The organism is Stenotrophomonas sp. 115C5 (assembly GCF_056861055.1).
The window spans coordinates 602682-624887 of the sequence record NZ_JBSPUQ010000001.1 but is presented as its reverse complement, the minus strand read 5'-3'; the positions used below and the strand labels follow the sequence as shown (position 1 = coordinate 624887).

At 65.8% G+C, this 22206-nt stretch carries 17 protein-coding genes; 4 read left to right on the top strand and 13 right to left on the bottom strand.

The window, feature by feature from the left end:
• Window positions 1-3 precede the first annotated feature (3 nt).
• Window positions 4-729, top strand: coding sequence for a murein L,D-transpeptidase catalytic domain family protein (locus tag AC13FN_RS02860; RefSeq protein ID WP_109814063.1), 726 nt, complete (start codon window positions 4-6; stop codon window positions 727-729).
• Window positions 730-763: 34 nt separating this feature from the next.
• Entirely contained in the window at window positions 764-1372 is a 609-nt protein-coding gene (locus tag AC13FN_RS02855; RefSeq protein WP_005412516.1) for a HutD/Ves family protein, read from the top strand.
• 50 nt (window positions 1373-1422) lie between these two features.
• On the opposite strand, the gene AC13FN_RS02850 is transcribed toward AC13FN_RS02855, so the two are convergent.
• The 13 genes from AC13FN_RS02850 to AC13FN_RS02790 all read right to left on the bottom strand — a co-directional run bounded on the left by AC13FN_RS02850 (window position 1423) and on the right by AC13FN_RS02790 (window position 14899).
• Complete coding sequence (locus AC13FN_RS02850) at window positions 1423-3027, bottom strand: sulfite reductase subunit alpha (RefSeq protein WP_049434476.1); 1605 nt, start codon at window positions 3025-3027, stop codon at window positions 1423-1425.
• Entirely contained in the window at window positions 3024-3995 is a 972-nt protein-coding gene (locus tag AC13FN_RS02845) for an FAD:protein FMN transferase (protein ID WP_235651992.1), read from the bottom strand. Before AC13FN_RS02845 ends, AC13FN_RS02850 begins: the two co-directional genes overlap by 4 nt.
• Before the next feature lie 54 nt (window positions 3996-4049).
• Complete coding sequence (locus tag AC13FN_RS02840) at window positions 4050-4853, bottom strand: DUF4198 domain-containing protein (RefSeq protein WP_054171170.1); 804 nt, start codon at window positions 4851-4853, stop codon at window positions 4050-4052.
• Between the two features lie 74 nt (window positions 4854-4927).
• Complete coding sequence (locus tag AC13FN_RS02835; RefSeq protein WP_004147429.1) at window positions 4928-5446, bottom strand: DUF2271 domain-containing protein; 519 nt, start codon at window positions 5444-5446, stop codon at window positions 4928-4930.
• Window positions 5447-5472: 26 nt separating this feature from the next.
• Window positions 5473-6111 (bottom strand): PepSY-associated TM helix domain-containing protein, encoded by a 639-nt coding sequence (locus AC13FN_RS02830; protein ID WP_482985183.1) that lies wholly within the window; start codon window positions 6109-6111, stop codon window positions 5473-5475.
• Window positions 6112-6353: 242 nt separating this feature from the next.
• Window positions 6354-8774 (bottom strand): TonB-dependent receptor domain-containing protein, encoded by a 2421-nt coding sequence (locus tag AC13FN_RS02825; RefSeq protein WP_482985184.1) that lies wholly within the window; start codon window positions 8772-8774, stop codon window positions 6354-6356.
• A gap of 146 nt (window positions 8775-8920) precedes the next feature.
• Window positions 8921-9331 carry a hypothetical protein gene (locus tag AC13FN_RS02820; protein WP_197644133.1) on the bottom strand — a complete coding sequence of 137 codons (411 nt, stop codon included), beginning with the start codon at window positions 9329-9331 and terminating at the stop codon, window positions 8921-8923.
• Window positions 9332-9495: 164 nt separating this feature from the next.
• Window positions 9496-10173, bottom strand: a complete 678-nt coding sequence (locus AC13FN_RS02815; protein WP_049434489.1) for a Fe2+-dependent dioxygenase — start codon at window positions 10171-10173, stop codon at window positions 9496-9498.
• A gap of 10 nt (window positions 10174-10183) precedes the next feature.
• On the bottom strand, window positions 10184-10903 hold the full coding sequence (locus AC13FN_RS02810; RefSeq protein ID WP_049434491.1) for a tetratricopeptide repeat protein: 720 nt from the start codon (window positions 10901-10903) through the stop codon (window positions 10184-10186).
• 68 nt (window positions 10904-10971) lie between these two features.
• Entirely contained in the window at window positions 10972-13272 is a 2301-nt protein-coding gene (locus AC13FN_RS02805) for a TonB-dependent receptor (protein WP_482985185.1), read from the bottom strand.
• Window positions 13273-13422: 150 nt separating this feature from the next.
• Entirely contained in the window at window positions 13423-13827 is a 405-nt protein-coding gene (locus tag AC13FN_RS02800) for a hypothetical protein (protein WP_049413398.1), read from the bottom strand.
• 203 nt (window positions 13828-14030) lie between these two features.
• A complete protein-coding gene (locus AC13FN_RS02795) occupies window positions 14031-14363 on the bottom strand; it encodes a non-heme iron oxygenase ferredoxin subunit (RefSeq protein WP_005412525.1) in 333 nt (110 codons plus the stop codon).
• Entirely contained in the window at window positions 14360-14899 is a 540-nt protein-coding gene (locus AC13FN_RS02790; protein WP_049434494.1) for a GNAT family N-acetyltransferase, read from the bottom strand. The genes AC13FN_RS02795 and AC13FN_RS02790 overlap by 4 nt, the downstream gene beginning before the upstream one ends.
• Before the next feature lie 241 nt (window positions 14900-15140).
• On the opposite strand from AC13FN_RS02790, the gene AC13FN_RS02785 reads away from it, so the two are divergent.
• Both AC13FN_RS02785 and AC13FN_RS02780 read left to right on the top strand, forming a co-directional pair.
• Window positions 15141-20459: a wall-associated protein gene (locus tag AC13FN_RS02785; protein WP_482985186.1), complete on the top strand. Its 5319-nt coding sequence runs from the start codon at window positions 15141-15143 to the stop codon at window positions 20457-20459.
• Between the two features lie 3 nt (window positions 20460-20462).
• Window positions 20463-21419, top strand: coding sequence for an RHS repeat domain-containing protein (locus AC13FN_RS02780; protein WP_482985187.1), 957 nt, complete (start codon window positions 20463-20465; stop codon window positions 21417-21419).
• The last annotated feature ends 787 nt before the right edge of the window (window positions 21420-22206 follow it).

The window sequence follows — 22206 nt, the reverse complement described above, 5'->3', positions numbered from 1 at the left end:
CCCATGACTGCATCCCGCCTGTGCCGGCTGGCCGCGTTCGGCCTGCTGGCGACCTCGGCCAGCGCCCCGGCGCTGGCACAGACGCCCGCCCTTGCCACCAGCGCCGATGATCTGGCTGCCCTGCTGTCGCGCAGTGCACCCAAGGCCGACCGCCACGTGCTGCAGCTGGCGGCGCACGCCATGCGCTGTGCGTTGCAACGGCCGGAGCTGGGCATCAACGGTGATCGCCTCAGCGTGATCGACTACTCGCGGCCCTCCACCGAGCCGCGACTGTGGGTGTTCGACCTGGCCCACCAGCGCCTGCTGTTCGAGGAATGGGTGGCGCATGGCCGCAACAGCGGCGAGAACCGCACCGAGCACTTCTCCAACCGCGATGGCAGTTTCATGTCCAGTCTCGGCGCGTTCACAGCGCAGGAGACCTACATGGGTGGCAATGGATATTCGCTGCGCTTGGCCGGCCTGGAACCGGGCTTCAACGACCGCGCGCGTGACCGAGCGATCGTCATCCATGGTGCGCCATACGTGAACCCGGCTACCGCGCAGCTGCAGGGGCGGCTGGGCCGCAGCCTGGGTTGCCCGGCGGTGCGGCTGTCGGTGGCCAGGCCGCTGATCGATGCGTTGCGTGGCGGCACGATGGTGTTTGCTTACTACCCCGACCAGGATTGGCTGAAGCACTCGCAGCTGCTGGCCGGCGGGTGCGGTGGCCAGGGCACGCTCGCCACGCGGTGATGCACGACGGCGCGCGGCATGATGCAATGCGCCGATGAACATCGACTCCCTGCTGCACACTCCGAGCCAGGTGATCTCCAGCCTGGACTACCGCCGCGAACGCTGGCGCAACGGCCTGGGCTGGACCCGCGAGATCCTGCGCCTGCCTGCGCAGGGGGATGACTGGGCGCTGCGCCTGTCGGTGGCCGAGATCGAGCAGGACGCCGCATTCTCCGCCTTCCCCGGCGTGGAGCGCGAACTGGTACTGCTGCAGGGCAATGGCGTGCGCCTCCGCTTCGACGATGGTCGCGTGGCCGAGGTGTTGCCGCCACACGGACGCGTGCGGTTTGCGGGTGAGGAAACCCTGCACGGCGAACTGGTCGATGGCACCACCCACGACTTCAACCTGATGTGGAAGCGTGAGCTGCTGCAGGCCGAACTGCTGCACCGGCCACTGGTGGGCGCGATGTTCTTCTTCTGCGAACCGGGCGTGGCCTGGGCACTGCATCTGCTGGCCGGTCAGGCGGAGTTCGGTGCCGACAGCGGCCTGCCGGCGCTGCAGGCGGGCGATACCGCGTGGTTGGCGGCCGGCGAGCGCCAGCGGCACGCGTTGCAGGGCGGTGGCGAGTTGTTGGCGATACGGGTCAGTGCGGCGGCGGGATGATTCCTGGGCGCCGGTGGGCACCATCCACGCCATGCGTGGATGCGGCAACCTCAATACACATCGCGCCGGTAGCGACCGGCCAGCAGCAGTGCTTCCTTGCCCGCAACACCCAGCACCTGCTCGATCACCGCATCCACGGCCGGGGCCATGCCCTGCAGGCTGCCGCAGACCAGGATCGTGGCGCCTTCATCCACCCACTGCCGCAGCGTTGCCGCTTCGGCCAGCAACCGGTCCTGCACATAGCGATGCGCGCCGCCGTCGCGGCTGAACACGGCATCCAACCGCGCCAGTGAGCCGTCGGCCAGCATTGCCTGCAGTTCTTCACCGAAGTGGAAGTCATGCGCGGCGGTGCGCTCACCGAACAGCAGCCAGGTCCGTCGTGCGCCACTGCGGATACGTTCGTGCAGATGCGCGCGCAGGCCGGCAATGCCGGTGCCGTTGCCGATCAGCAGCAGCGACACGTCGGCGGCCACTCCATGGAAATTGTCGTTGCGGCGCAGGCGCAGCTGCACCGGTTCGCCGATGGCCGCGTGGTCGCACAGCCAGCCGCTGCCGATGCCAGGCGTGCCGTCCGCGCGCAGCTGTCGGCGCAGCAGCAGCTCAACCGCACCGTCGGCCATCACCGAGGCGATCGAGTACTCGCGATGGGGCAGCGGTTGCAGGGTCGCCAGCAATGCGGGCAGATCACCTGGGGGAACCAATGAGGGCAGGTGCGAGCGCGCGACGCGTGCCAGCAACGTCTGCCCATCATCCAGCACGGTATCCGCATCGAAGCGTTGTGCGTCCAGCCAGGCACGCACGGTGTGCGATGCATGCTGCGGGCCGATCTCGGCGATGTCACCGGCCTGCCACTGCGCATCTGCATCGGCCGGGGGCTGCAGGCGCAACCAATACACCGCGCCGCCAGGGCTGCCCGGGTTCAGATGCTCACGTTGCAGCAGCGTCCACGGCTGGTACTCGGCCGGGCTCCAGTCGGGCAGTTCGCTGGCGCCGCCGCCGAGCTGGCCCAGCAACTGCTGCCAATGGCGCAGCGCGGCCGGATCGGCGTTGTCGACTTCGATCGCATCGAACAGCGGATGCGCACCATGCTGTCGCAGCCACTGGTCGAGCTGGTGGCCGAATCCGCAGAAGTGGCCGTAACTGCGGTCGCCCAGTGCGAGCACGCCGTACTGCAGGTGCTGCAGCGCAGGCGGTGAGGCCATCACCCCGCGCAGGAACGGCAGCGCATGATCGGGTGGATCGCCTTCGCCAGTGGTGCTGGCGATGAACAGCGCGCGCTGGCTGTCGGCCAGCAACGCGGCGTCGACCTCATGCAGTCCGCGCACGCGCACTGGCACGCCGGCACCGCGCAGGGCCTCGGCGCTGCGTTCGGCCAGCTCACGCGCGAAGCCGGTCTGGCTGGACCAGACCAGCAGGATCGGTGCGACGTCGCCACAGGCGGCATCGTCGCGCGGTCGCCCACGCCACCACAGTGCGGCGCAGGCCAGCGCATACAGCGCGGTGGCGATGATCGCGATCTGCGTTTGCCGTGCCGGCGGCGCGCCCTGCCACCAGGCTTCACCAAGATGCAGCCGCAGCAGCGCCCAGCCGATCACTGCCAACAGGAACAGAACCAGTGCGTTGCCGAGCCACGCGCGCGATGGACGTGCGCTCATGCGTCCTGCTCGTCGAGCAGGCGCTGGAAGGCGCTGCTGAGGAATTCGCGGGGGCCTACGGCGGCCCGTTGCAGGTAACGCACGGCCAGCCCTTCGCGTTCGGCCAGCGCCATGCCCTGTTCGTGGCCGAGCACGGTCAGTGCGGTGGCCCAGGCATCGGCGTGCATGGCGTCGTCGGCCACCACGGTGACCGCTGCGGCGACCAGCCGCACCGGTCTGCCAGAGCGCGGGTCCAGGCTGTGACTGTAAGCCTCGCCATCGGCCTGGTACTGGTGCCAGCGATCACCGGAGGTGGCCACCGCCTTGTCCTCCAGCGCCAGCACCCGCGGTGGTGTTTCGGTGTGCGCGTCTTCTTCCGGTGCGGATTCCACCAGTACGCGCCAGGGGTGGCCGTCGGGCTTGCGGCCGTAGCCGGCCAGTTCGCCACCGACCTCGATCAGTGCAGCAGCGATGCCCTGATCGCGCAGCCAGGCGGCCACGTGATCGACGCCGAACCCCTTGGCGATCGCCGACAGGTCCAGTTCCAGTCCGCCCGGTTGCAGCAGCGCATCGCTGCGCAATTGCAGGCGCTGCCAACCGCAGCGCTCACGCGTTGCCTGCAGGGTAGCGTCGTTGGGCTGGCGGCGTTCGCCGGCATGTGCACCGAAACCCCACAGTGCCACCAACGGGCCGACGGTGGGATCGAATGCACCATCGCTGGCGGCGGCGATGGCCTGTGCGCAGGCCAGCACCTGGCGGGTCTCAGCCGGCAGCACGCACCATTGGCCAGCGTTGGCGCGGTTGTAGCGGCTCAGGTCCGAGCCGGGCTCCCAGGTGCTCATCTGCGCGACCACCTCGTCCAGCCGCGCCTGGATGCCGGCATGCAGCGGGTGCAGGTCGCGCTGGCGCGGCGCGACCAGCGACACGCTCCAGGTGGTGCCCATGGTGGTGCCACCGAGGCGGGCGATGTCGAGCTGGGGATCGGTCATGGTGGTGTGCTGCAGATGCGATGCCGGGGCTGCCCGGCATCGCGTTCCACGTCATTACTGCGGCAGCACTTCCAGCGTGGCCACGTAGCTCAGGCGGCGCTTGGCGGCCTGCTTCACCGAGGTCTTGTTGTCCTCGGTGCCGGTTTCCAGCCAGTACATGCCAGCTTCCGGCCAGGTCACCTTGATCTCGCCCTTGGCATCGCTGGTGACCTTCAGTTCGTCCTGCGCGTTGCGGTAGCGGGTGGCGCCACGCACGATCTCGAATTCCAGGCCGGCGGCCGGCTTGCCGTCGACCAGCACGCGGAAGGTGGCTTCCTCGCCGGCGAACAGGTCGTTCGGGTGGCCGACGGCGACCAGCTCGATGCCACGGTTGGTGGGCTTCAGCGCGGTGTCGTTCGGCGCACCGTTGGTGACGAAGGTCTCCACGCGGCCCACCGACTGGCTCACTTCCAGCTTCTTCGCATCCTTGGGCAGTTCGCCGAAGGTGGCGACGCTGCCGCGCCAGCGCTTGCGCTCGCCGTTCTGCTCGTAGGTGGCGAACAGGCCGTCATTGACCGACGCGATGCGGTAGGTGCCCGGCTGCTTCAGTTCGATGTCGAACACGCTGCGGTACTTGCCGGTGGAGGCGTTCTGCGGCTGCACGGTGCTGCCGTCCGGCGCGGTGATCACCAGCGATTCCATGCGCAGCGGCACGTGGTTGAAGTAGAACAGGTCGTTGGAGACCGCACCGTCGACGGTGATCCACGGCGCGTTGCCGGCGATCACGGTCTGCGAGGGCAGCAGCCAGGCCTTGTGGGCCAGGGCGGAGAAGGGAAGGGCAGCGGCCAGGGCGGCGGCGAGGACGAGCGTGCGCTTCATGCGGAAGACTCCAGTGGATGCGGGGTGATGCGGCAAGGAGGAGGGAACTACGACTTGATCCCCTCCGTCCCCTCTCAGGGTTTGACGGCGAGGGTGACCTGGCCCAGTTCGGTGGCGCCCTGCGCCTTGCCGTTCTGTGCGGCGGTGGCCGGCCAGGTGAAGGGAATCTTCAGCAGTTCACGGCCGCCGACTTCGCGCACCGCTTCCACCACCAGGGTGTAGTTGCCCGGCGCCAGCTGCTTCAGTGCCGGCTGCTTGTCGTTGAACGACAGCGCGTGCTTGCCGGCCGGGCGGGTCGGGCCGGTCACGCCGTCCACCGGCACCTGCAGGGTGCGGCCGCTCTTGCGCCACCACTGGCGTAGGTCGGGCAGCCACTTGGTGCCATGGCCTTCGCTGTTGCTGGTCTGCTGGTACCAGACCGACAGGTTGGCCGCGACCTTCTGGTCGGCGCCTTCCAGCCACACCGCCACGTACGGGCGGTGGTACTCGGCCACGTTGAGCTTGGGCACTTCGACGTTGATGTCGAGGGTGGTGGCATAGGCCGGCGAAGTGGCCAGCAGGCCGCTGAGGGCGATGGTCAGGGTGACGCGCATGGGGCGGCTCCAGGAACGAGGGAAAGTCAGTGGATCAGCAGCAGGGCGATCAGCAGCGGGATCATCAGGCCGAGGCCGACCAGCGGCCAGGTCATGCGCCGCTGCCGCGCATGCAGGTGCAGCAGGAACAGGCCGGTGATGCAGAACACCAGGCAGGCAACGGCGAACAGGTCCAGGAACCAGCCCCACGCCGGGCCCGCGTTGCGGCCCTTGTGCAGGTCGTTGAGGTAGGACACCCCGCCGCGCGAGGTTGATTCGTACTCCACCGCGCCGGTCTCGCGATCGATGCTCAGCCAGGCGTCGCCGCCGGGGCGCGGCAGCGACAGGTAGATCTCTTCGGCCGACCACTCGGCCGGGCGGCCGCCGATGGCGATGCCCAGCTGTGTATCCAGCCATTGCCGGGCCGGGCGCGGGATCGGCGCATTGCCGTCTTCGCGCGTGCCGAGCTGGCCGAGCAGCTCGGCCGGCAGTTCCAGGTGCTGGTTCTGCACCTCGGGCCTGGCCTCGATCTTCGCTGCATGGTTGAGGGTCAGGCCGGTCACCGCGAACAGCAGCATGCCGATCAGGCACACCGCCGAGCTGATCCAGTGCCACTGGTGCAGCGTCCGCAGCCAGAAGCCACGGTTCTGTTGCTGCTGCACGGTGGAAGAGGCAGGACGGCTCACGGCACGGTTCGGGGCGGACGGGGACTGCCCATTACATCATTGATGAGAATAGCTCGCAATTGCGTGTCGTTCTGTATCCCGGAGGGGGGGTATCGGCTGCCGGCCAGCGGCAGGCACTACCGCTACCGAGGCTCGGTAGATCCACGCCATGCGTGGATGAAGCGGTGCCGACCAAGGTTGGCACCCACCGGATCAGGGCGGTGCCGACCAAGGTCGGCACCCACCAAGGCGGTGCGCGGCGATCAGAACTTCGCGTTCAACGAAATCCAGTAGCTGCGGCGCTGGTCCTTGGTCGCGTAGTCGTCCACGCAGCTGAACTCGCTGGGATTGAGCAGCAGGCACGACTGCGAGACGAAGTCCTTGTCGAACAGGTTGTTGACCCGTGCGTTGACCGTCAGCCACGGCGTGGCCTTCCAGCTGCCGCCCAGGTGGAAGATCGTGTAGTCCTCGTAATAGCGTACGTGGCGGGTGCCGGCACTGTCGATGAGGGTGTCGCGATAGCGGTCGTAGCGGCCTTCGCCGATCAGCGACAGGCTGACCGCTTCGTTGATCTGCCAGTTGAGGCTGGCGTTGGCCATGTGTTTTGCCGGCGTGGTGCCCGAGATCGGGCGTCCCTTGTCGGGGCCGCTGGTCTGCTCGCTCTTGGTCCAGGTGTAGTTGCCGCGCAGCTGCAGGGTGTCGAGCAGGTCGACATGCGCGGCCAGTTCGGCGCCGCGGGTCTCGGCCTTGTCGATGTTCACGCTCTGGGTGAAGGTGCTGTAGCCCAGTGCTGCCCAGCCTGGGCCGATGTCCACGCAGTAGCCGCTGCCGGCGCGGGCCACTTCGCAGTTGGGGAAGGTGCCGCCGCTGGCGATCTTGTCCTCGAACTTGTTGAAGAAGCCGGTCACGTTGAAGCCCCAGTGCTGGCCTTCGTAGTAGGCGGCCAACTCGTAGTTGGTGCTGGTTTCAGGCTTCAGGTTCGGCGAACCCACCAGCGGCAGAACGCCCTGGCCACCGAAGCCGGTGATGCCCGGGAACAGCTGGTCCGGACGCGGGGTCTTGTAGCCGGTGCTGACGCCACCCTTGAAGGTCCACGCGTCGCTGGCGTTCCACACCAGGTAGCCGCGCGGGCTGACGTGGCTGCCGAACACGTTGTGGTCGTCGTAGCGCAGGCCGAAGGTAGCGGTGAGGGTATCGGTCAGCGCCCAGTTGTCCTCGGCGAACAGGGCCCACATGCGGTGCTTCTGCTTGGTGTTGCTGCGATAACCGGCGCCATCCATGCCGAACACGCCATCGATCATGTCGGTGTCGTTGTACTGACCGCCGACGGTCAGCTTGTGTGCGCCGAAGTCGAGGTCGAGCATCGTGTCGAGCACGTAGCCTTCCAATTCCATGGTGCGCAGCGGGCGCGGCAGGAACGCCTGCAGGCGCGCCATTTCGCTGGGATTGAGTGCGGTCAGCGCATTGCCACGGCCGGCCGCGCAGTTGTTGGCGGCACCGGTGCGACGGCAGACGTCATTCCACAGCGTCTGCAGGCTGGCACGCTCGTCCAGGGTCAGCGGCAGCGAACGGCCGAGGTTGCTGCTCTTGCTGTGGGTCAGCGAGGTCTGCCAGGTGCCGAAGCTGTAAAGGCCCTGGTGGGTCAACGACAACTGATCGCGCTCGTAGCGCTGGTAGGCGGTGTAGCCCACGCGCGGCTGCACCACGCGGCGGGTGACGGTGCCGCTGCCGTTTGGGTTGGGGATGACCGCGTTGCCGACGCGCCAGAGGCTGGCCAGGCTGTCCAGCGTGCCGGTCTGGCCTTCGCTGTTGTCGTACTTCTGCCGCGACACGTCGTAGTCCAGCCACAGTTCGTGATCGTCGTTGACGCGGAAATCCAGGCGTACGCCAGTGTTCCAGTTGGTGTTGGCCACCGACTTGCCACCACCACCGAAGCCGATGCTGCGCTCCCACAGGCTGCCGTCGGGTAGGGTCAGTGCATCCCACTCCGGATTGGAGGCCTTGGCGTCGTAGTAGCTGCCGCGCACCGCCAGGCTGAGGCGGTCCTTCAGCAGCGGGCCGCTGAGGTACAGGTCGGTGGTGCGTGCATCACCGAACTGGTCATCCTGCTGCACGGTGAAGCCCTGGGTCACGGCGCCGTGCCAGCTGTCCTGGTTGCGTCGGGTGATGATGTTGATGACGCCACCCATCGCATCCGAGCCGTACAGCGTGGACATCGGGCCGCGCACCACTTCGATGCGTTCGATCGCGTCCAGCGGCGGCAGGTAGGCGAACTGGCCGCCACCGAAGTTGTTCGGATACAGCTGGCCGACATTGCTCTGGCGGCGGCCGTCGATCAGCACCAGGGTGTACTCGGACGGCAGGCCGCGCATGGAGATGGTGGCACGACCGTTCTTGTCGCTGGCTTCCAGGCCGACATCGATGCCTTCGACGTCGCGCAGCGCGTCGACCAGGTTGGTGTAGGGGCGCTTGCTGAGTTCTTCGCGACTGACCACGCTGATGCTGGCCGGTGCATCGACCACCTTCTGCTCGAAGCCGGAGGCGGTGACCACCACCTTGTCCAGCGTCTGCGGCGCGCCGGAAGCGTCACCGTGGGCGAGGGCAGGGGCGGTCATGGCCGCCAGCACGGCGCTGGTCAGCAGGGTACGGGACAGGGACGAACGGACACGATGGCGCTGGGCCATGGCAGTAACCTCGAAGGATGCAGGGTGGTGCGATGCCAGGCGCGAACGGCGCGGCATGCACGGGGAGGCCCGGTCAGGGGCGGCAGGGATGAAGCAGGCAGCGGCGCGCTGACGCGACCGCGCAGGCGGTCACGCAGGGCCGTGAATCAGGCGAGCGGCGGCGCCTGGCCGCGTTGCTGGCGGCGCCCGGGCGCGTCGGCCCAGGGCGTGTCCGGAGCGGCCAGCGGCCAGTCCGGGCGCACGCCGGGCGTGGCCGGCGTGGCGGGTACGAGTTCAAGTTCGGTACGCAACCACTGGCTGGCCAGCAGCAGCGGCGGGTGTGCCTTCTCGGTCGATTTCACCGGGGCAGAGGCACAGCGACGCAGCTTGGCCGGGGCTTCTTCCTGCAGGGGCGCTTCGCCGCCGCGCTCTTCCAGCGGCGGCTGCACTGCCTGCGCGGCGTTGCCGGCGTGGGCCTGTGGAAGCAGCGGCAGAGTACCCATCAGCAGTACCAGCATCGCCACCCACGCCAGCAGGCTGGCCAGCGCGGGACGCTGGCCGCGCATGGCGGTGCCCATCTTGCGATGGATGAGTGGGCGAGGGCGAAGCGGGCGCAGCAAGCAGGGGTCCCCAAGGGTCTGCCGGCAGCGGCCGGCATCAACGGGGCGTGATTGTAATGAGAGCCGTTAGCTGTTGCAAATGAGAATGATTGCCAAAATGTCGCAGGCTGGCCAGATGGGGCTCAGACTTCGCTCCAGCGCCGCAGCAGGTTGTGGTACACGCCGGTCAGCTGCAGTACCGCTTCGGCGTCGCCGCCGGTCTGCCGCAGGCGCTCGATCGAGCCGTCCATTTCCCACAGCAGGCGGCGCTGCACATCATCGCGGATCATGCTCTGCACCCAGAAGAACGAGGCCACGCGCGCACCTCGGGTCACCGGCCGCACTTGGTGCAGGCTGCTGGACGGATACACGATCAGGTCGCCCGCCGGCAGCTTCACTTCATGCTCGCCGTAAGTGTCGCTGATGATCAGTTCGCCGCCCTCGTACTCGTCCGGCGCCGACAGGAACAGGGTGCAGGAGATGTCCGAACGCAGCTGTTCGCCGTTGGCCAGGTTCATCACCGCGCCGTCGACGTGGAAACCATAGGTGCCGCCACCGCTGTAGCGGTTGAAGCGTGGCGGCAGGTATTTCAGCGGCAGCGCGGCGCTGAAGAACAGCGGGTGCCGGGCCAATGCGACGAGGACGATCTCGCCCAGTTCGCGGCGCAGCGGTGAGGCCTCGGGCAGCTGCTGGTTGTGCTTGGCCTGTGCGCCCAGATGGCCGACCGTCTCGCGGCCATCGGTCCAGTCGGCGGCATCCAGCCGGCGGCGGAAGTCGGCCACCTGGTCGGCGCTGAGAATGTCGGGGATGTGCAGCAGCATGCGGGACTCCTCAGAGGGACGGCGGTGCGACCAGGGCGCGCACCTGTGGATGCGGCGATGCGGCCAGTTCCGGGACGATGTGCGCCATGAACGCCGGGCTGCCGTGTGCCAGTGCAAGCCGCAGCCAGTGCACGGCCTGCTCGATCTGGCCGGCCTGCAGCAGGATCGAGGCGTAGTTGGCCTGGCCGCGGAAATCGCCGGTCTCGGCCGCGCGCCGGTACCAGCCCAGGGCGGCCTGCGGATCGCGCTCGATCTCCAGGCCATCTTCGAGGTGGCGGGCCAGCAGGTTCATCGATTTGGCATGGCCCAGGTGTGCGGCACGGGTATACAGGGCCAGTGCCTGCGCGCGGTCCTGGGTCACGCCGCGGCCGGTGGCCAGCAGGTTGGCCAGGTTGTACAGGCCCCAGTCCAGCCCGCTATCGGCGGCGCGGCGGTACCACACCGCAGCCAGCGCCGGGTCGGGCGCGGTGCCCTGGCCCAGTTCGTGGCAGCGGCCAAGCATGTTCATCGCCATCGGCGCGCCGTTGTTGGCGGCGGTTTCGTACCAGAGCAGTGCCGCCGAGGCGTCCTGCGCGGTGCCTTTGCCTTCCATGTGCATCTGCGCGAGCAGCAGTTGTGCCTCGACCTGCCCGGCCTGCGCAGCGTCGCGCACGCGCGCGAAGGCAGCCTGCGGATCGTGCTGCAGCAGCTCGGCCAGGGCGTCGCTGTCGATGGGGGTAAGGGTCGCCATGGGGTGAGTATCGCCGGAAACAAAAACGGCGGCAGGAGAGCCTGCCGCCGTGGTGGAGCGGAGTTACATCAGAACTTCACGTTCAGTGCCAGGGTGGCCGAGCGACCCGGGGCGATGCTCGCGTAGTGCGAGGCATAGGCTTTGGTGAAGTAGGTCTTGTCGGTCAGGTTCTGCACGTTGAGCTGCAGGCTGATGTTGTCCTGGATCGCGTAGCTGGCCATCGCGTCGAAGCGGGTGTAGCTGGCAATCCACTTGATGTTGGCAACGTCACCGTACTGCTTGTCCGAGTAGAACGCACCAGCGCCGATGGTCAGGCCGATCGGGAAGCGGTAGGTGGTCCACAGGTTGGCGCTGTGCTTGGCGGTGTTCGGGAACACGTTGCCGTTGTTCGGCGACGGCACGTAAATACCGCTCGGGCAGGTGCGGCCGGAAACGGCGCAGACAAAGCCGTTGTCCTTCAGTTCCGAATCCAGGTAGGTGTAGCCGCCGTACAGGCTCCAGGCGTCGGTCAGCTGGCCGTTGAAGCCCAGCTCGAAGCCGTTGATCTCCTTCTTGCCGGCGTTCTGGCTGGTGCCGTTGTCGACGGTCACGCGTGCGTTGTTCATCACGGTGTGGAAGATCGCGGCGGTCAGGTTCAGGCGGTTGTCGAGCAGGTCCCACTTGGTGCCGAGTTCGAGGTTCCTGGTGTCCTGCGGCTTGAGGTCGGCCACCAGCCCGGTCAGGCCGTCGGAGCCATCGCCACCGTCCATGCCCGGCGGGGTCGAGGAGGTACCCCAGGACAGGTAGATGCTGCCGTTGGCCACCGGCTTGAACACTACGCCGGCCTGGTAGTTCACGAAGTCGTTGTCGTTGCGCAGGCGGGGAGTGGTGCTGCCCGGAGTGAGCAGGGTGGTGGAGTAGTCGTCATAACGCAGGCCGACGTTGAAGCTCCACTGTGCATTGAGCTCGATGGTGTCGAACAGGTAGGCGGACTTGGTCTTGGTGCGCTGTTCAACGTCCAGCGCCTTGTTGCTGCGGTAGACAGTCTGACCGGCCGCCCACGGATCGTTCGGGTTCGGATTGTTGAAGTCGGTGCAGTTGTAACCGGTAGCGGCACCGGACACCGTGCATCGCGAACTGTTGGCAGCGAGGGGTTCCAGCGGGTTGGCGGTGCCCGGCGTCATCTGGTAGCTGCCACGGGTCATCTTCTCGTCGCTGTATTCCACACCGGCGCTGTAGCTGTGCTTGAGCGCGCCGGTCTGGAAGGCGCCGGTCAGGCCCAGCTGGTCGGCGAAGCTCTTGACGTCGACGGCGCGGCTGTTGGTGCGGCGCCACAAGGTGCCGTACAGGTTGGGGTTGCCCTTGCTGTCGTCCGGCTGGGTCCACAGGTAGTCGTTGCTGGTGTTGCCCAGGCGCGCGATGTTGCGCAGCTTGTGGCCGCCGAAATCGTAGCTGGCGTCCAGGGTGCTGATATCGGCGCGGGTGCGCTGGAAATCACGGTCGACCAGGCCGTAGTAGTTGTTGCGGTCCGGCACCATCGGGCGGCCATCGCCGTTCTTGGCCACGTTCGGGCCGCTGGAGAACGGATTGTTGTAGGGGAAGCCACCCGCATCGGGCAGGTCATCGCTCTGCATGTGGTAGTGGCTGGCGATCAGCTGCGCCGGGCCGTTCAGGCCGAACGCGATCGACGGCGCGATGCCCCAACGGCTGACATTGGCCGCATCACGACCGGCGATGTCCGACGCGTGCTTCATCAGGTTCAGGCGGGCGGCGATGCCATCGCCCAGCACGTAGTTGGCGTCCACGGTGCCGCGCGCGTAGCTGTCGGTGCCGATGCCCATGCTGGCGCTGGTCTCGTTCTTCAGCTTCGGCGTCTTGCTCACCAGGTTCAGGCTGCCACCACCGGAGTCACGGCCGCCGTAGGCCGAGCTCGGGCCCTTGACCACTTCCACCTGCTCCAGGTCGAAGATCTCGCGGGTCTGCGAGCCGACGTCGCGCAGGCCGTCGACGAAGACGTTGCTCTGCGAATCGAAGCCACGGATGAACGGGCGGTCACCGGTCGGGTTGCCGCCTTCGCCGGCACCGAAGGTGATGCCCGGCACCATGCGCAGCGCGTCCTGCAGGTTGGTCGCATCGGTTTCGGCGATCAGCTTCTCCGACACGATCGACACCGACTTCGGGGTGTCCAGCAGCTCGGCGGTGAACTTCGGCGAGGACGGATTGAACCAGCTGCCGCGCACCTGCACCTTGTCCAGGTCGGTGGCGTTGCGGGAGCTGGCATCGGCGCTGTCGGCGGCCTGTGCGGCCAGCGGTGCGAAGCCGGCGGCCAGGGTGGCGGTAGCGAGCAGGGAAACGCGCGGGGCGTGCTTGCGAGACGTGATGTGGGTCATGGTCTGGGTGGCGGTGGCTTGGATCAGAAAAGGGCGCGGGCCGAAGCGCAGGCAGCGCGACGGCATGTAGAAGGCGGTATCTGTAGAGCCGAGCCGACGCTCGGCTGGCAGGAAACGTAAACAGGCGCACGGCAAAAGCCGCAGGGCGCCTCAGCTGGCGTGCGGTGCGGGCGGTGCGTGGCCGGGGTTCAACCGCAGTGCGGGATCGTGCAGCTGCCAGCGCAGGGCGTTGGAGCGCCATAGCGGAACATGCGCGACCAGGACGGCGCGCGGGGGAGCCAGTCCGGTACAGGGCGTGGTGCCCTCGCCATCCAGCGGCGGCTCCGGTGCTGGCGCGGCAGGGTGCGGGCACTCGTCCGCCGGCGGGGCCGGCATCGGCATGACCTGCTGCAGATCATCAGCGTGTGCCTGCCAGCCGTGGGCAGCCGGGTTGTTGCCGCGCCCTTCGTGCAATGCCGACCAGCCCAGCAGCAGCGTCAGCAGCACGACCACAAGCAGCGGCCACCCTTGACGGGCAAGCTGGCACAGCGTGGCGGTGGGCGCGGGCGAAGCCATGGCGCGGGGGCCGAGTCGTTACGAAGATGTTACGTAGAATAACATCAACGATAATGATTCGCATGTACGGGACGTGGCGCCCGCCCGAGGCGACCCCGGGGCGCCCTGGGAGGGTCCTCATGGCCTTCCGGTAGATCCACCCCATGGGTGGATGCTCTCTGGCGGGGCGCCCTGTGAATGATCTCTCCGGGCGGGGCGCCGCCTCAATCCCGGTCGTCGCGGGTCCAGACGGCGTCGTGTTCGCGCTTCACCGGGAACTTGGGCACAGGGCTGTAGGCGGGCGCACACAGGGCGCGGCCGTCACGCACGTCGAAGCGCGCGCCGTGCAGTACGCACTCCACACTGCCTTCGGTGGTGTTGAATTCGCCCGAGGACAGCTCGAACTCTTCATGCGTGCACTGGTCTTCCAGGGCGTACAGCTCGCCGTCGAGGTTGAACACCACGATCGGCGTGCCGGTCACCTCGTCGAACACGCTCTTCATTTCACCCGGCAGCAGCTCGTTGCCGGCACAGACAAAGGTCCAGGCCTCGCTCACGCGGCGGCTCCGGCCAGCGGCTTTTCCAGGATCTCGAAGCGCAGGTCGTCGCGCTTGGGAATGCCAAAACGCTCGTCGCCATACGGGAACGGCTTCTTGATGCCGGTGCGGCTGTAGCCGCGACGCTCGTAGAAGGCGATCAGCTCGTCGCGCACGTCGATCACCGTCATCTGCATCACCGGCACGTTCCATTCGCGTGCGGCGTGCGCTTCGGCAGCGTCCATCAGCTGCTTGCCGACGCCGCCACCCTGCTGGGCCGGGTCGACCGAGAACATGCCGAAGTAGCCCTTGCCGTCGACATCGGCGACGTGGGCGCAGGCCACCAGCTGGTCCCCGCGCTCGGCCAGCAGGATGGTGGAGCGCGGGCGGTCCAGGTCGGCCTGGATGCCCTCGGCGTCGATGCGGGCACCGTCCAGCAGGTCGGCTTCGGTGGTCCAGCCGACGCGGCTGGCGTCACCCCGGTAGGCCGAGGTGACGAGGGCAATGAGGGCGGGGATGTCGGCCGACGTGGCGGCGCGGAAGGTCAGGGTGCTCATGGGGACATTCTATGTGGGGCGGGGAAGGGCGCGGGAGGCTGCTGGTTGACGTGACTTTGCCGAGTTTGGCCAATGCGTGGACTTGACGCCATCTTCATTATTCGTTCATATCTGTGACCAGCACCCGCCCACCGTGAAGCAACGCGTGGCTGTCTGCCGGCGTGGGTGCCGCCTGGTCGAAGGCCAACTGCCGTTCGGCGCAGGTGGGGCACACAGGGACGTCGATCCAGGGAGGATCTGCATGCAGTCTGGCCTCATTTCTCATCCGCGCGCCGCAATGGCTGCCAAGGGTCTGCTTCTCGGTGTCGTTGCCCTGTGCGTGCTGGCACCGGTCGGCGTTTCCGCCCAGATCGTTCCCACCTGGCGGCAGGAGTACGACAAGCGACTGAAGTACGGGGACCTTGTCGAGCCGCTGAAGGGCGAGATCTTCGGCGAGCAGGTCAACCTCTATGACGGTTCGATCAGCTTCAAGGCCACGGATGTTTCGATTCCGGGCAATGGCAGCCTGGCGATGACCTTGGGCCGCAGCTACCGCGATGGCGATGGTAGTAGTGAGAGCCCATTCTCGGATTGGGATCTGGATATTCCGTCCATGTCCGGCGTCTATGGTGATCTGCCGGAGACCGCTGCTGTCGGCTACTGGGCGCCTGCTGCGCGCTGCAGTACGGTGGCGGCGCCCCCAGCGCTGGAGGTCTGGAACCGTCGCCAAACCCAGACCGTCAATTTCAGTCCCACTACATTCTGGGATGGCGTGCGCCTTTCCCTGCCAGGCGGTGGTGGTGAGCCGGTCCTGGGAGGCAGCGGTGATGCGCGCCAGCCGCAGCCACAGTTTGGCGAACCGGCGCCTTGGAATACCAAGGGCGGCTGGACGTTCAGTTGCCTGACCGCCCTGAAGAGCGGACAGCCGGGACAAGGCTTCCTTGGTCATGCGCCCGACGGTACCAAGTACTACTTCGACTGGATGGTCGCCAAGCCCCACAACGGTGCAACGCTGCAACCCTACGGGCCAGAAAGCAATGCACTGCTGAATCGAAAGCGTGTGTTCCTGTACCCATCGCAGGTTGTGGATCGCTTCGGCAACTGGGTGCGCTACGAGTGGAGTGGCGACCGGCTGTTGCGCATGGTTGCCAACGATGGCCGCGAGATCAGCCTGGGCTACAACGCGAAAGGACTGATCGCGTCCGCAACCGCTGCAGGGCGCACCTGGACTTACGGGTACACGGAGGCCGATATCCTGCGGACAGTGACGCTGCCGGACGGAACCCAATGGGTCTACAACCTGCCGCCGCTGTCAGTCACCCACAAGTATGCCGACTACATCGGGCAGAGCATCTGGGAGTACATGGACTACCCGGCCACATGCTCGCGCGTCAACAAGATCGTGCCCAGCGAGATCACCCTGAGCATCCAGCATCCGTCGGGTGCGCTGGGAACGTTCCTGTTCCGCCCGTTCCGCCACGGGCGCAAGAATGTAAAGCTGGATTGCCAGACCTCTGGCGACAATCACCTGTTTGCCGACGGCTGGAACTACACGCCGGTCTACCGTGACGCAATGTCGCTGGTGACCAAGACCATCAGCGGTCCGGGCATGCCCACTGCACAGTGGACTTATCAATACACCAATCTCAACGGTGCTTTCGCCCAGGACCTGGGCGGTCCAGTAATCCCGGTGGGCCAGGCAGAGCCGAAGATCACCACCGAAACGCTGCCCGATGGTGTCGTTCGCGTCTATGAGTTCGGCAAGGAAGTTGCCTACAACGATGGCCTGTTGTTGTCCACGACAACGCGATCGGGCGGCGCGGTCGTGCGCATTGACCGCAACAACTACTATCCGGATGCCCAGCTGGATGCGGCGCCCTTCCCGAAGGAGGCCGGCAAGGACTTCAAGTACGGTGCCAACGATCTCAAGGCCCATTACAACCGCCCCGTCCAATCCACCGTTGTGGAACAGGATGGCGTGCAGTTCACCCGCACCGTGCAGGCCTTTGATGCATTTGCGCGCGAAGTCACCGTTGTCGAAGCGAATTCCGCCGGCCAGAGTCGCACCAGCAGCACCAGCTACTACGACAATCCCGCGCTGTGGGTGAACGGCCAGGCGGCGCGCAGTGTGCTCAATGGCATCGAGCAGTCGCGCACCGAATTCGATACGGCCAAAGCACTGCCGTTACGCGTCTATGCATTCGGCCGCCTGGCGCAGCAGGTGACCTACGCAGCCGACGGCACGGTTGCCTCGGTGGCCGATGGCCGCGGCAATACCAGCCATCTGTCGGGATGGAAGCGTGGCGTTCCGCAGCAGCTGCGCATGCCGGCCACGCCCGAAGCGCCCAATGGCGCGGTGCGCACGGTTGCCGTCGACGACAACGGTTGGATCACCTCGCTGACCGACGAAACCGGCGCAACCACCAGCTTCAGCTACGACAGCATGGGCAGGCTGCGCAGCCAGCAGTTCCCTGGCGGCGACAGCGTGAACTGGAATGGCGTAACCATGGACCTGCAGCGGCTGGGTGGCGCGCAGCTGGGGGTGCCCGCTGGTGCGTGGAAGCACTCCCGCACGCAGGGCGGACGGCGCACGGATACCTACCTGGATGCGATGTTCCGCCCGGTGCTGGTGACCGAAAACGCCAACAACGTGCTGGACAGCGCCGTGGTGACCCGCTACGACACCAGCGGCAAGACCGTGTTTGCCTCGTATCCCACGCGGCAGTTCTCCGATATCAATGCCGCCTTGACCGGCACCACGACGCAGTACGACGCGTTGGGCCGCCCCACCGTGGTCAGTCAATCGTCCGAGCTGGGGGCGCTGGTTGCCCGCACCGAGTACGTGGGCAACCTGTCGGTGAAGGTGACCAACCCGCGAGGCCAGGCGACGACGACACGCCATCTTGCCTACGACCAGCCCAGCTACGAGATGCCGCTGACGCTGCAGCACCCGGAAGGCGTGGTGACCGAGATCCAGCGAGATACGCTGGGCAAGCCGCTGGCGATCACCCGCCGCAGTGCAGACGGCAGCCAGTCGCTCACCCGCCGCTACGTCTATGACGGCTACCAGCAGCTGTGCAAGACCATCGAACCGGAAACCGGTGCGACCGTGCAGGACTACGACGCGGCAGGCAACGTGCTGTGGTCGGCGGCCGGTACGGGTTTGACCAGCACCACCGACTGCAACCGCAGTGAAGCCCTGGCCAGCGGACGTGCGGTGAAGCGTAGTTACGACGCCGCCAACCGCTTGTCGGCCCTGATCTTCCCGGATGGGCGCGGAAATCAGAACTGGTCCTACGCGCCTGATGGTCTGCCGGCCGAGATCAGTACGCAGAACGATCCGGCCCGGCCGATGGTCGTCAACCGCTACCAGTACAACCGCCGCCGCCTGCTCAGCGGCGAAACCCTGCAGCATCCGGATCTGGGAAGCCTGAGCCTGGCCTATGGCTACGATGCCAATGGCACACTGGCCAGCAATACCTATCCGGGCGGGCGTGTCGTCAGCTATACGCCGGATGCACTGGGTCGGGCGACGACGGTAGGCGGCTATGCGAAAGAGGCCAGTTACTTCGCCAACGGTGCGTTGGCCCGCTTCGTATATGGCAACGGGGTCGTGCACACGTTGACCCAGAATGCCCGCGGGCTGCCCGACCGCAGCCGCGATGCCACTGCAGCGGCCGCAGTGCTGGATGACAGCTACGACTACGATGCCGGCGGCAACGTGATGGCCATTTCCGATGGCTTGCCCGGGGCGCCCGGTAACCGGGACATGACCTATGACGGCCTGGACCGGTTGCGGACGGTCACTGCGCCGGGCTTCGGCAACGCCTTGTATGAGTATGACGCGCTGGACAACCTGCGCCGTGCCAAGGTCGGCAGCCGCGATCGTACGCACTATTTCGATCCGACCAATCGGCTGGTCAACGTGATCGAAACCGGAACCGGGGCAACCGTGACCGGTCTTGGCTATGACGTGCAGGGTAATCTTTCGGTGCGCAATGGCCAGGCTTTCGCATTTGACTACGGCAACCGGCTGCGTGCGGCGGGTACCGCAGAGAGCTACGAGTACGACGCCCACGGTCGCCGGGTGAAGGCCAGCGCCAGTGGCAAGGGGGCAATCTACTCGTTCTACGACAACGGTGGCGTGCTGCGATTCCAGCGCAACGAACGTACCGGCAAGCAGACCGACTATCTCTACCTGTCAGGCAGCCTGGTTTCCCAGGTGCATGGCGAAGCCGCACCCAGCGTTCCCGCGCTGAGTGCGCCGGGCTACATCACCCAGGGCAGCGTGAACCTGACCTGGAGCCCGGCCGGTGGTGCCAATCGCTATGAGCTGCAGCGTGCCCTTGCGGGCACCTGGGGCACGGTCTTCGATGGCGCGGCGCAATCGTTCACCAGCACCGGCCTGGTCACGGGGACCTATCAATTCCGGGTGCGCGGCTGTCGTGCGGTGTGCGGCGGATGGAGCAACGTCGCGTCAGTGGCCGTGGCATTGGCGCCATCCACCGTGCCGACCTTGAACGTGCCTGCCACAGCCTTCAACGGCAGCTACAACGTGGCTTGGTCTGCGGCTTCCGGTGCCGAGCGCTATGAGCTGGAGGAAAGCGCCAATGGTGGCGCCTGGGTCCAGGTGCATAACGCCATCGGTCAGTCCAAGGCCTTCAGTGGCAAGGCAGCGGGAAGCTACAACTACCGGGTTCGCGCATGTAACCCGGTGGGGTGCACGGGATACAGCGCCACGGCTGCGGTGACGGTGGTGTATCCGCCTGCCACTGCGCCCGGACTCTCTGCGCCGGCACGCTCTGCGCCGGGCAGTATCGGCATTGGCTGGAACGGGGTGGCTGGTGCCACGCGTTACACCCTGCAGGAGAGCAGTAATGGTGGCGGATGGGTCACGCTGTTCGACGGCAACGCAGGTTCCTATGCCACCGCTGCGCGCGGCGTGGGCAACTATGGCTATCGGGTTGCCGCCTGCAATGGCGCAGGCTGCGGACCGTGGTCGGCCACGGCGACGGTAGCGGTGATAGGGCCGCCGACGATCGAGCCGGTGATCAGCGCACCGGGCCTGGTGAACGTGCCGCAGTACAGCCTGAGCTGGTCGGTGCCGGCCAACAGCGAGAGCTTCGTGCTGGAGGAGAGTGCCAACGGTGGTGGCTGGACGGTGGTGCATAACGGCGGCGGGAACAGCTTTGGTGCCAGCCGTGGTAATGGCAGCTATGCCTATCGCGTGAGGGCGTGCAATTTCGCGGGGTGCAGTCCCTATTCGGGCATCGCCAGTGTCTCCGTCGTGCTTCCTCCCGCGGCCACTCAGATCTACGTGGCGGAGTGGCTCAGCACGCGCAAGGCGCCCTATCAGGTGCAGTGCAGCGTCGGCTGGCGCGCGGTTCCGGGGGCAACGGAGTATCAGCTTGAGCCTTCCGGAGCTGGACGGCGCCTGTACACCGGCCCCAATACCTACGTGCAGTCGAGCGGCGGGACCTACTGCGCCAGTCTCTACATTGTCAGGGCCTGCAACGCCGGTGGCTGTTCGGCATGGTCCGCAGACTTCCCCGTCACCCGTGGCGTATTGAACTGGGACTAAGCCATGAATGGACTCTGTTCGCTGTTGATTCGGGCGGTACTCGCGGTGGTGGTGCTGGCGGCCTGTGTGGCTCCGGCGGTCGCACAGGAAGTCGTCGAGTACATCCACACTGATGCACTGGGTTCACCGGTGGCGATCACCGATGCCAGCGGAAACGTCATCGAGCGTACGGTGTATGAGCCGTATGGGGCGGTGGTCAATCGGCCGTTGAAGGATGGGCCGGGATATACGGGGCATGTGACGGACTCCGGGACCGGGCTGAGCTATATGCAGCAGCGGTATTACGACTCGGGGCTGGGTGTGTTTCTTAGTGTGGACCCAATTTCTGCATCGAGCTCAATGTTTGGACGCTACTTCTACGGTAACAATAGCCCCTACAGATTTGTGGACCCGGACGGGCGTGCGTCTGAAGAGAAAAGCCAGAGGAGATCCGCAGTGGTGGGAAGCAAAATAAAGAATGGGATGGTCGCTCCAGGTAGCCGTATGGGAACTCTGGGAGCTGCGAATGCTGCATCAGGTTCGAATGGAAGCTATGGGCGAGAGCCGCGGGCATCCGATCCTGAATGGACCCGAGATCCTAAAGTAAAGGGGCAGATGGAGAGCGCTTGGAATGATTCGAACCCGTTCGCCCCGGCCGTTCGCAGAGGGGAGTCTGGGTCTCTGAAGCGAGAGAACGGCGGATGGATCGTCCAGTTTGTGGGAGAGGAAGGCCATGAGTTGGTAAGGTCGCCCGCGGGAACCAGGGACAGAATGTCAATGGAATCCACTAGAAAGCCTTCTGAATTCGAATGCGGATGTATAGTAAAGGGATATTTTCATACGCATCCAAATACAAGGGCAGAGGGTTATTTCCCTGGTACAAACGGGTATGACTACGACTATCAATTACAGCAGGGAGTCCCCGGTATGATTCGGGGGCATGAGGGTTATGAGTTCATCCCCATTCCGGGAGGTCGCTAATGATAATTTATAGGCTGACGCTTGGTTCAATGCTGTGCCTTGTCGCAACTGCGGGTTGTTCGGCACGAGAGGTAAAGGAGGGCGGGCATGTTGATGCATGTATGTCGGTAATAGCTGACTACGTGAAGGCCTCGCGGGGGTGGGGCAGAGATCTCTACGACATTGTTCCCGAGGGTAAGGAGGGGCCGCTTCGGGGATATGCAGTAATGCATCGTGACGACAAGGGCAGGTTGCCCTCAGAAGAGCTTAAATCATTTCACGTTGATTTGGATTCGAGCTGCAAGGCTGTCGTCGCTGAACTGGGTTATCAGTGATCAAGGGTGTTCTCGCGAGAGTTGTTCGTGTCCGTCGGTATGGACTGGTAATTAAGGTTGAATGAGGCTCGCATTTTTCTTCCGGTAGGGGCTAAGTGACAGTCATTATTGAGAGCTATCCTGTCTGCTCTACCTTCATTCTAGGCGCTATGTGGGTAAACGCATTTGCGGCTCACAGGATGTTGCTGAAAATCGAGCGTGAACGGCCGGAAGTACTCGCTGCAGTCGGAATCATCAAGGTTGATTGGTGGCTTAGGTGCTTGCGCGGTATTGCAGTGCTTGCCCTTACTTCCAAAGGGAAGACGCTCCATCAGGGGGGACGGTGGGTGTTGAGGGGCGTCGTGATGATGTACGTCTTCTTGATTGCCTTCGGGGTATCCATGCTTGTTGGCATGTAGGGGATGGTGCCTCAAGGCCGTTGATGGTGGATGGATCGGCATTACGGTGAGATTGCCCGTTCCTGGCATCACTCG

What these genes read in the sequence shown, in the direction of transcription:
- AC13FN_RS02860 (WP_109814063.1), top strand. Translation starts at nt 4, where the DNA reads ATGACTGCATCCCGCCTGTGCCGGCTGGCCGCGTTCGGCCTGCTGGCG.
- AC13FN_RS02855 (WP_005412516.1), top strand. Translation starts at nt 764, where the DNA reads ATGAACATCGACTCCCTGCTGCACACTCCGAGCCAGGTGATCTCCAGC.
- AC13FN_RS02850 (WP_049434476.1), bottom strand. Translation starts at nt 3,027, where the DNA reads ATGAGCGCACGTCCATCGCGCGCGTGGCTCGGCAACGCACTGGTTCTG.
- AC13FN_RS02845 (WP_235651992.1), bottom strand. Translation starts at nt 3,995, where the DNA reads ATGACCGATCCCCAGCTCGACATCGCCCGCCTCGGTGGCACCACCATG.
- AC13FN_RS02840 (WP_054171170.1), bottom strand. Translation starts at nt 4,853, where the DNA reads ATGAAGCGCACGCTCGTCCTCGCCGCCGCCCTGGCCGCTGCCCTTCCC.
- AC13FN_RS02835 (WP_004147429.1), bottom strand. Translation starts at nt 5,446, where the DNA reads ATGCGCGTCACCCTGACCATCGCCCTCAGCGGCCTGCTGGCCACTTCG.
- AC13FN_RS02825 (WP_482985184.1), bottom strand. Translation starts at nt 8,774, where the DNA reads ATGGCCCAGCGCCATCGTGTCCGTTCGTCCCTGTCCCGTACCCTGCTG.
- AC13FN_RS02820 (WP_197644133.1), bottom strand. Translation starts at nt 9,331, where the DNA reads ATGGGCACCGCCATGCGCGGCCAGCGTCCCGCGCTGGCCAGCCTGCTG.
- AC13FN_RS02815 (WP_049434489.1), bottom strand. Translation starts at nt 10,173, where the DNA reads ATGCTGCTGCACATCCCCGACATTCTCAGCGCCGACCAGGTGGCCGAC.
- AC13FN_RS02810 (WP_049434491.1), bottom strand. Translation starts at nt 10,903, where the DNA reads ATGGCGACCCTTACCCCCATCGACAGCGACGCCCTGGCCGAGCTGCTG.
- AC13FN_RS02805 (WP_482985185.1), bottom strand. Translation starts at nt 13,272, where the DNA reads ATGACCCACATCACGTCTCGCAAGCACGCCCCGCGCGTTTCCCTGCTC.
- AC13FN_RS02800 (WP_049413398.1), bottom strand. Translation starts at nt 13,827, where the DNA reads ATGGCTTCGCCCGCGCCCACCGCCACGCTGTGCCAGCTTGCCCGTCAA.
- AC13FN_RS02790 (WP_049434494.1), bottom strand. Translation starts at nt 14,899, where the DNA reads ATGAGCACCCTGACCTTCCGCGCCGCCACGTCGGCCGACATCCCCGCC.
- AC13FN_RS02785 (WP_482985186.1), top strand. Translation starts at nt 15,141, where the DNA reads ATGCAGTCTGGCCTCATTTCTCATCCGCGCGCCGCAATGGCTGCCAAG.
- AC13FN_RS02780 (WP_482985187.1), top strand. Translation starts at nt 20,463, where the DNA reads ATGAATGGACTCTGTTCGCTGTTGATTCGGGCGGTACTCGCGGTGGTG.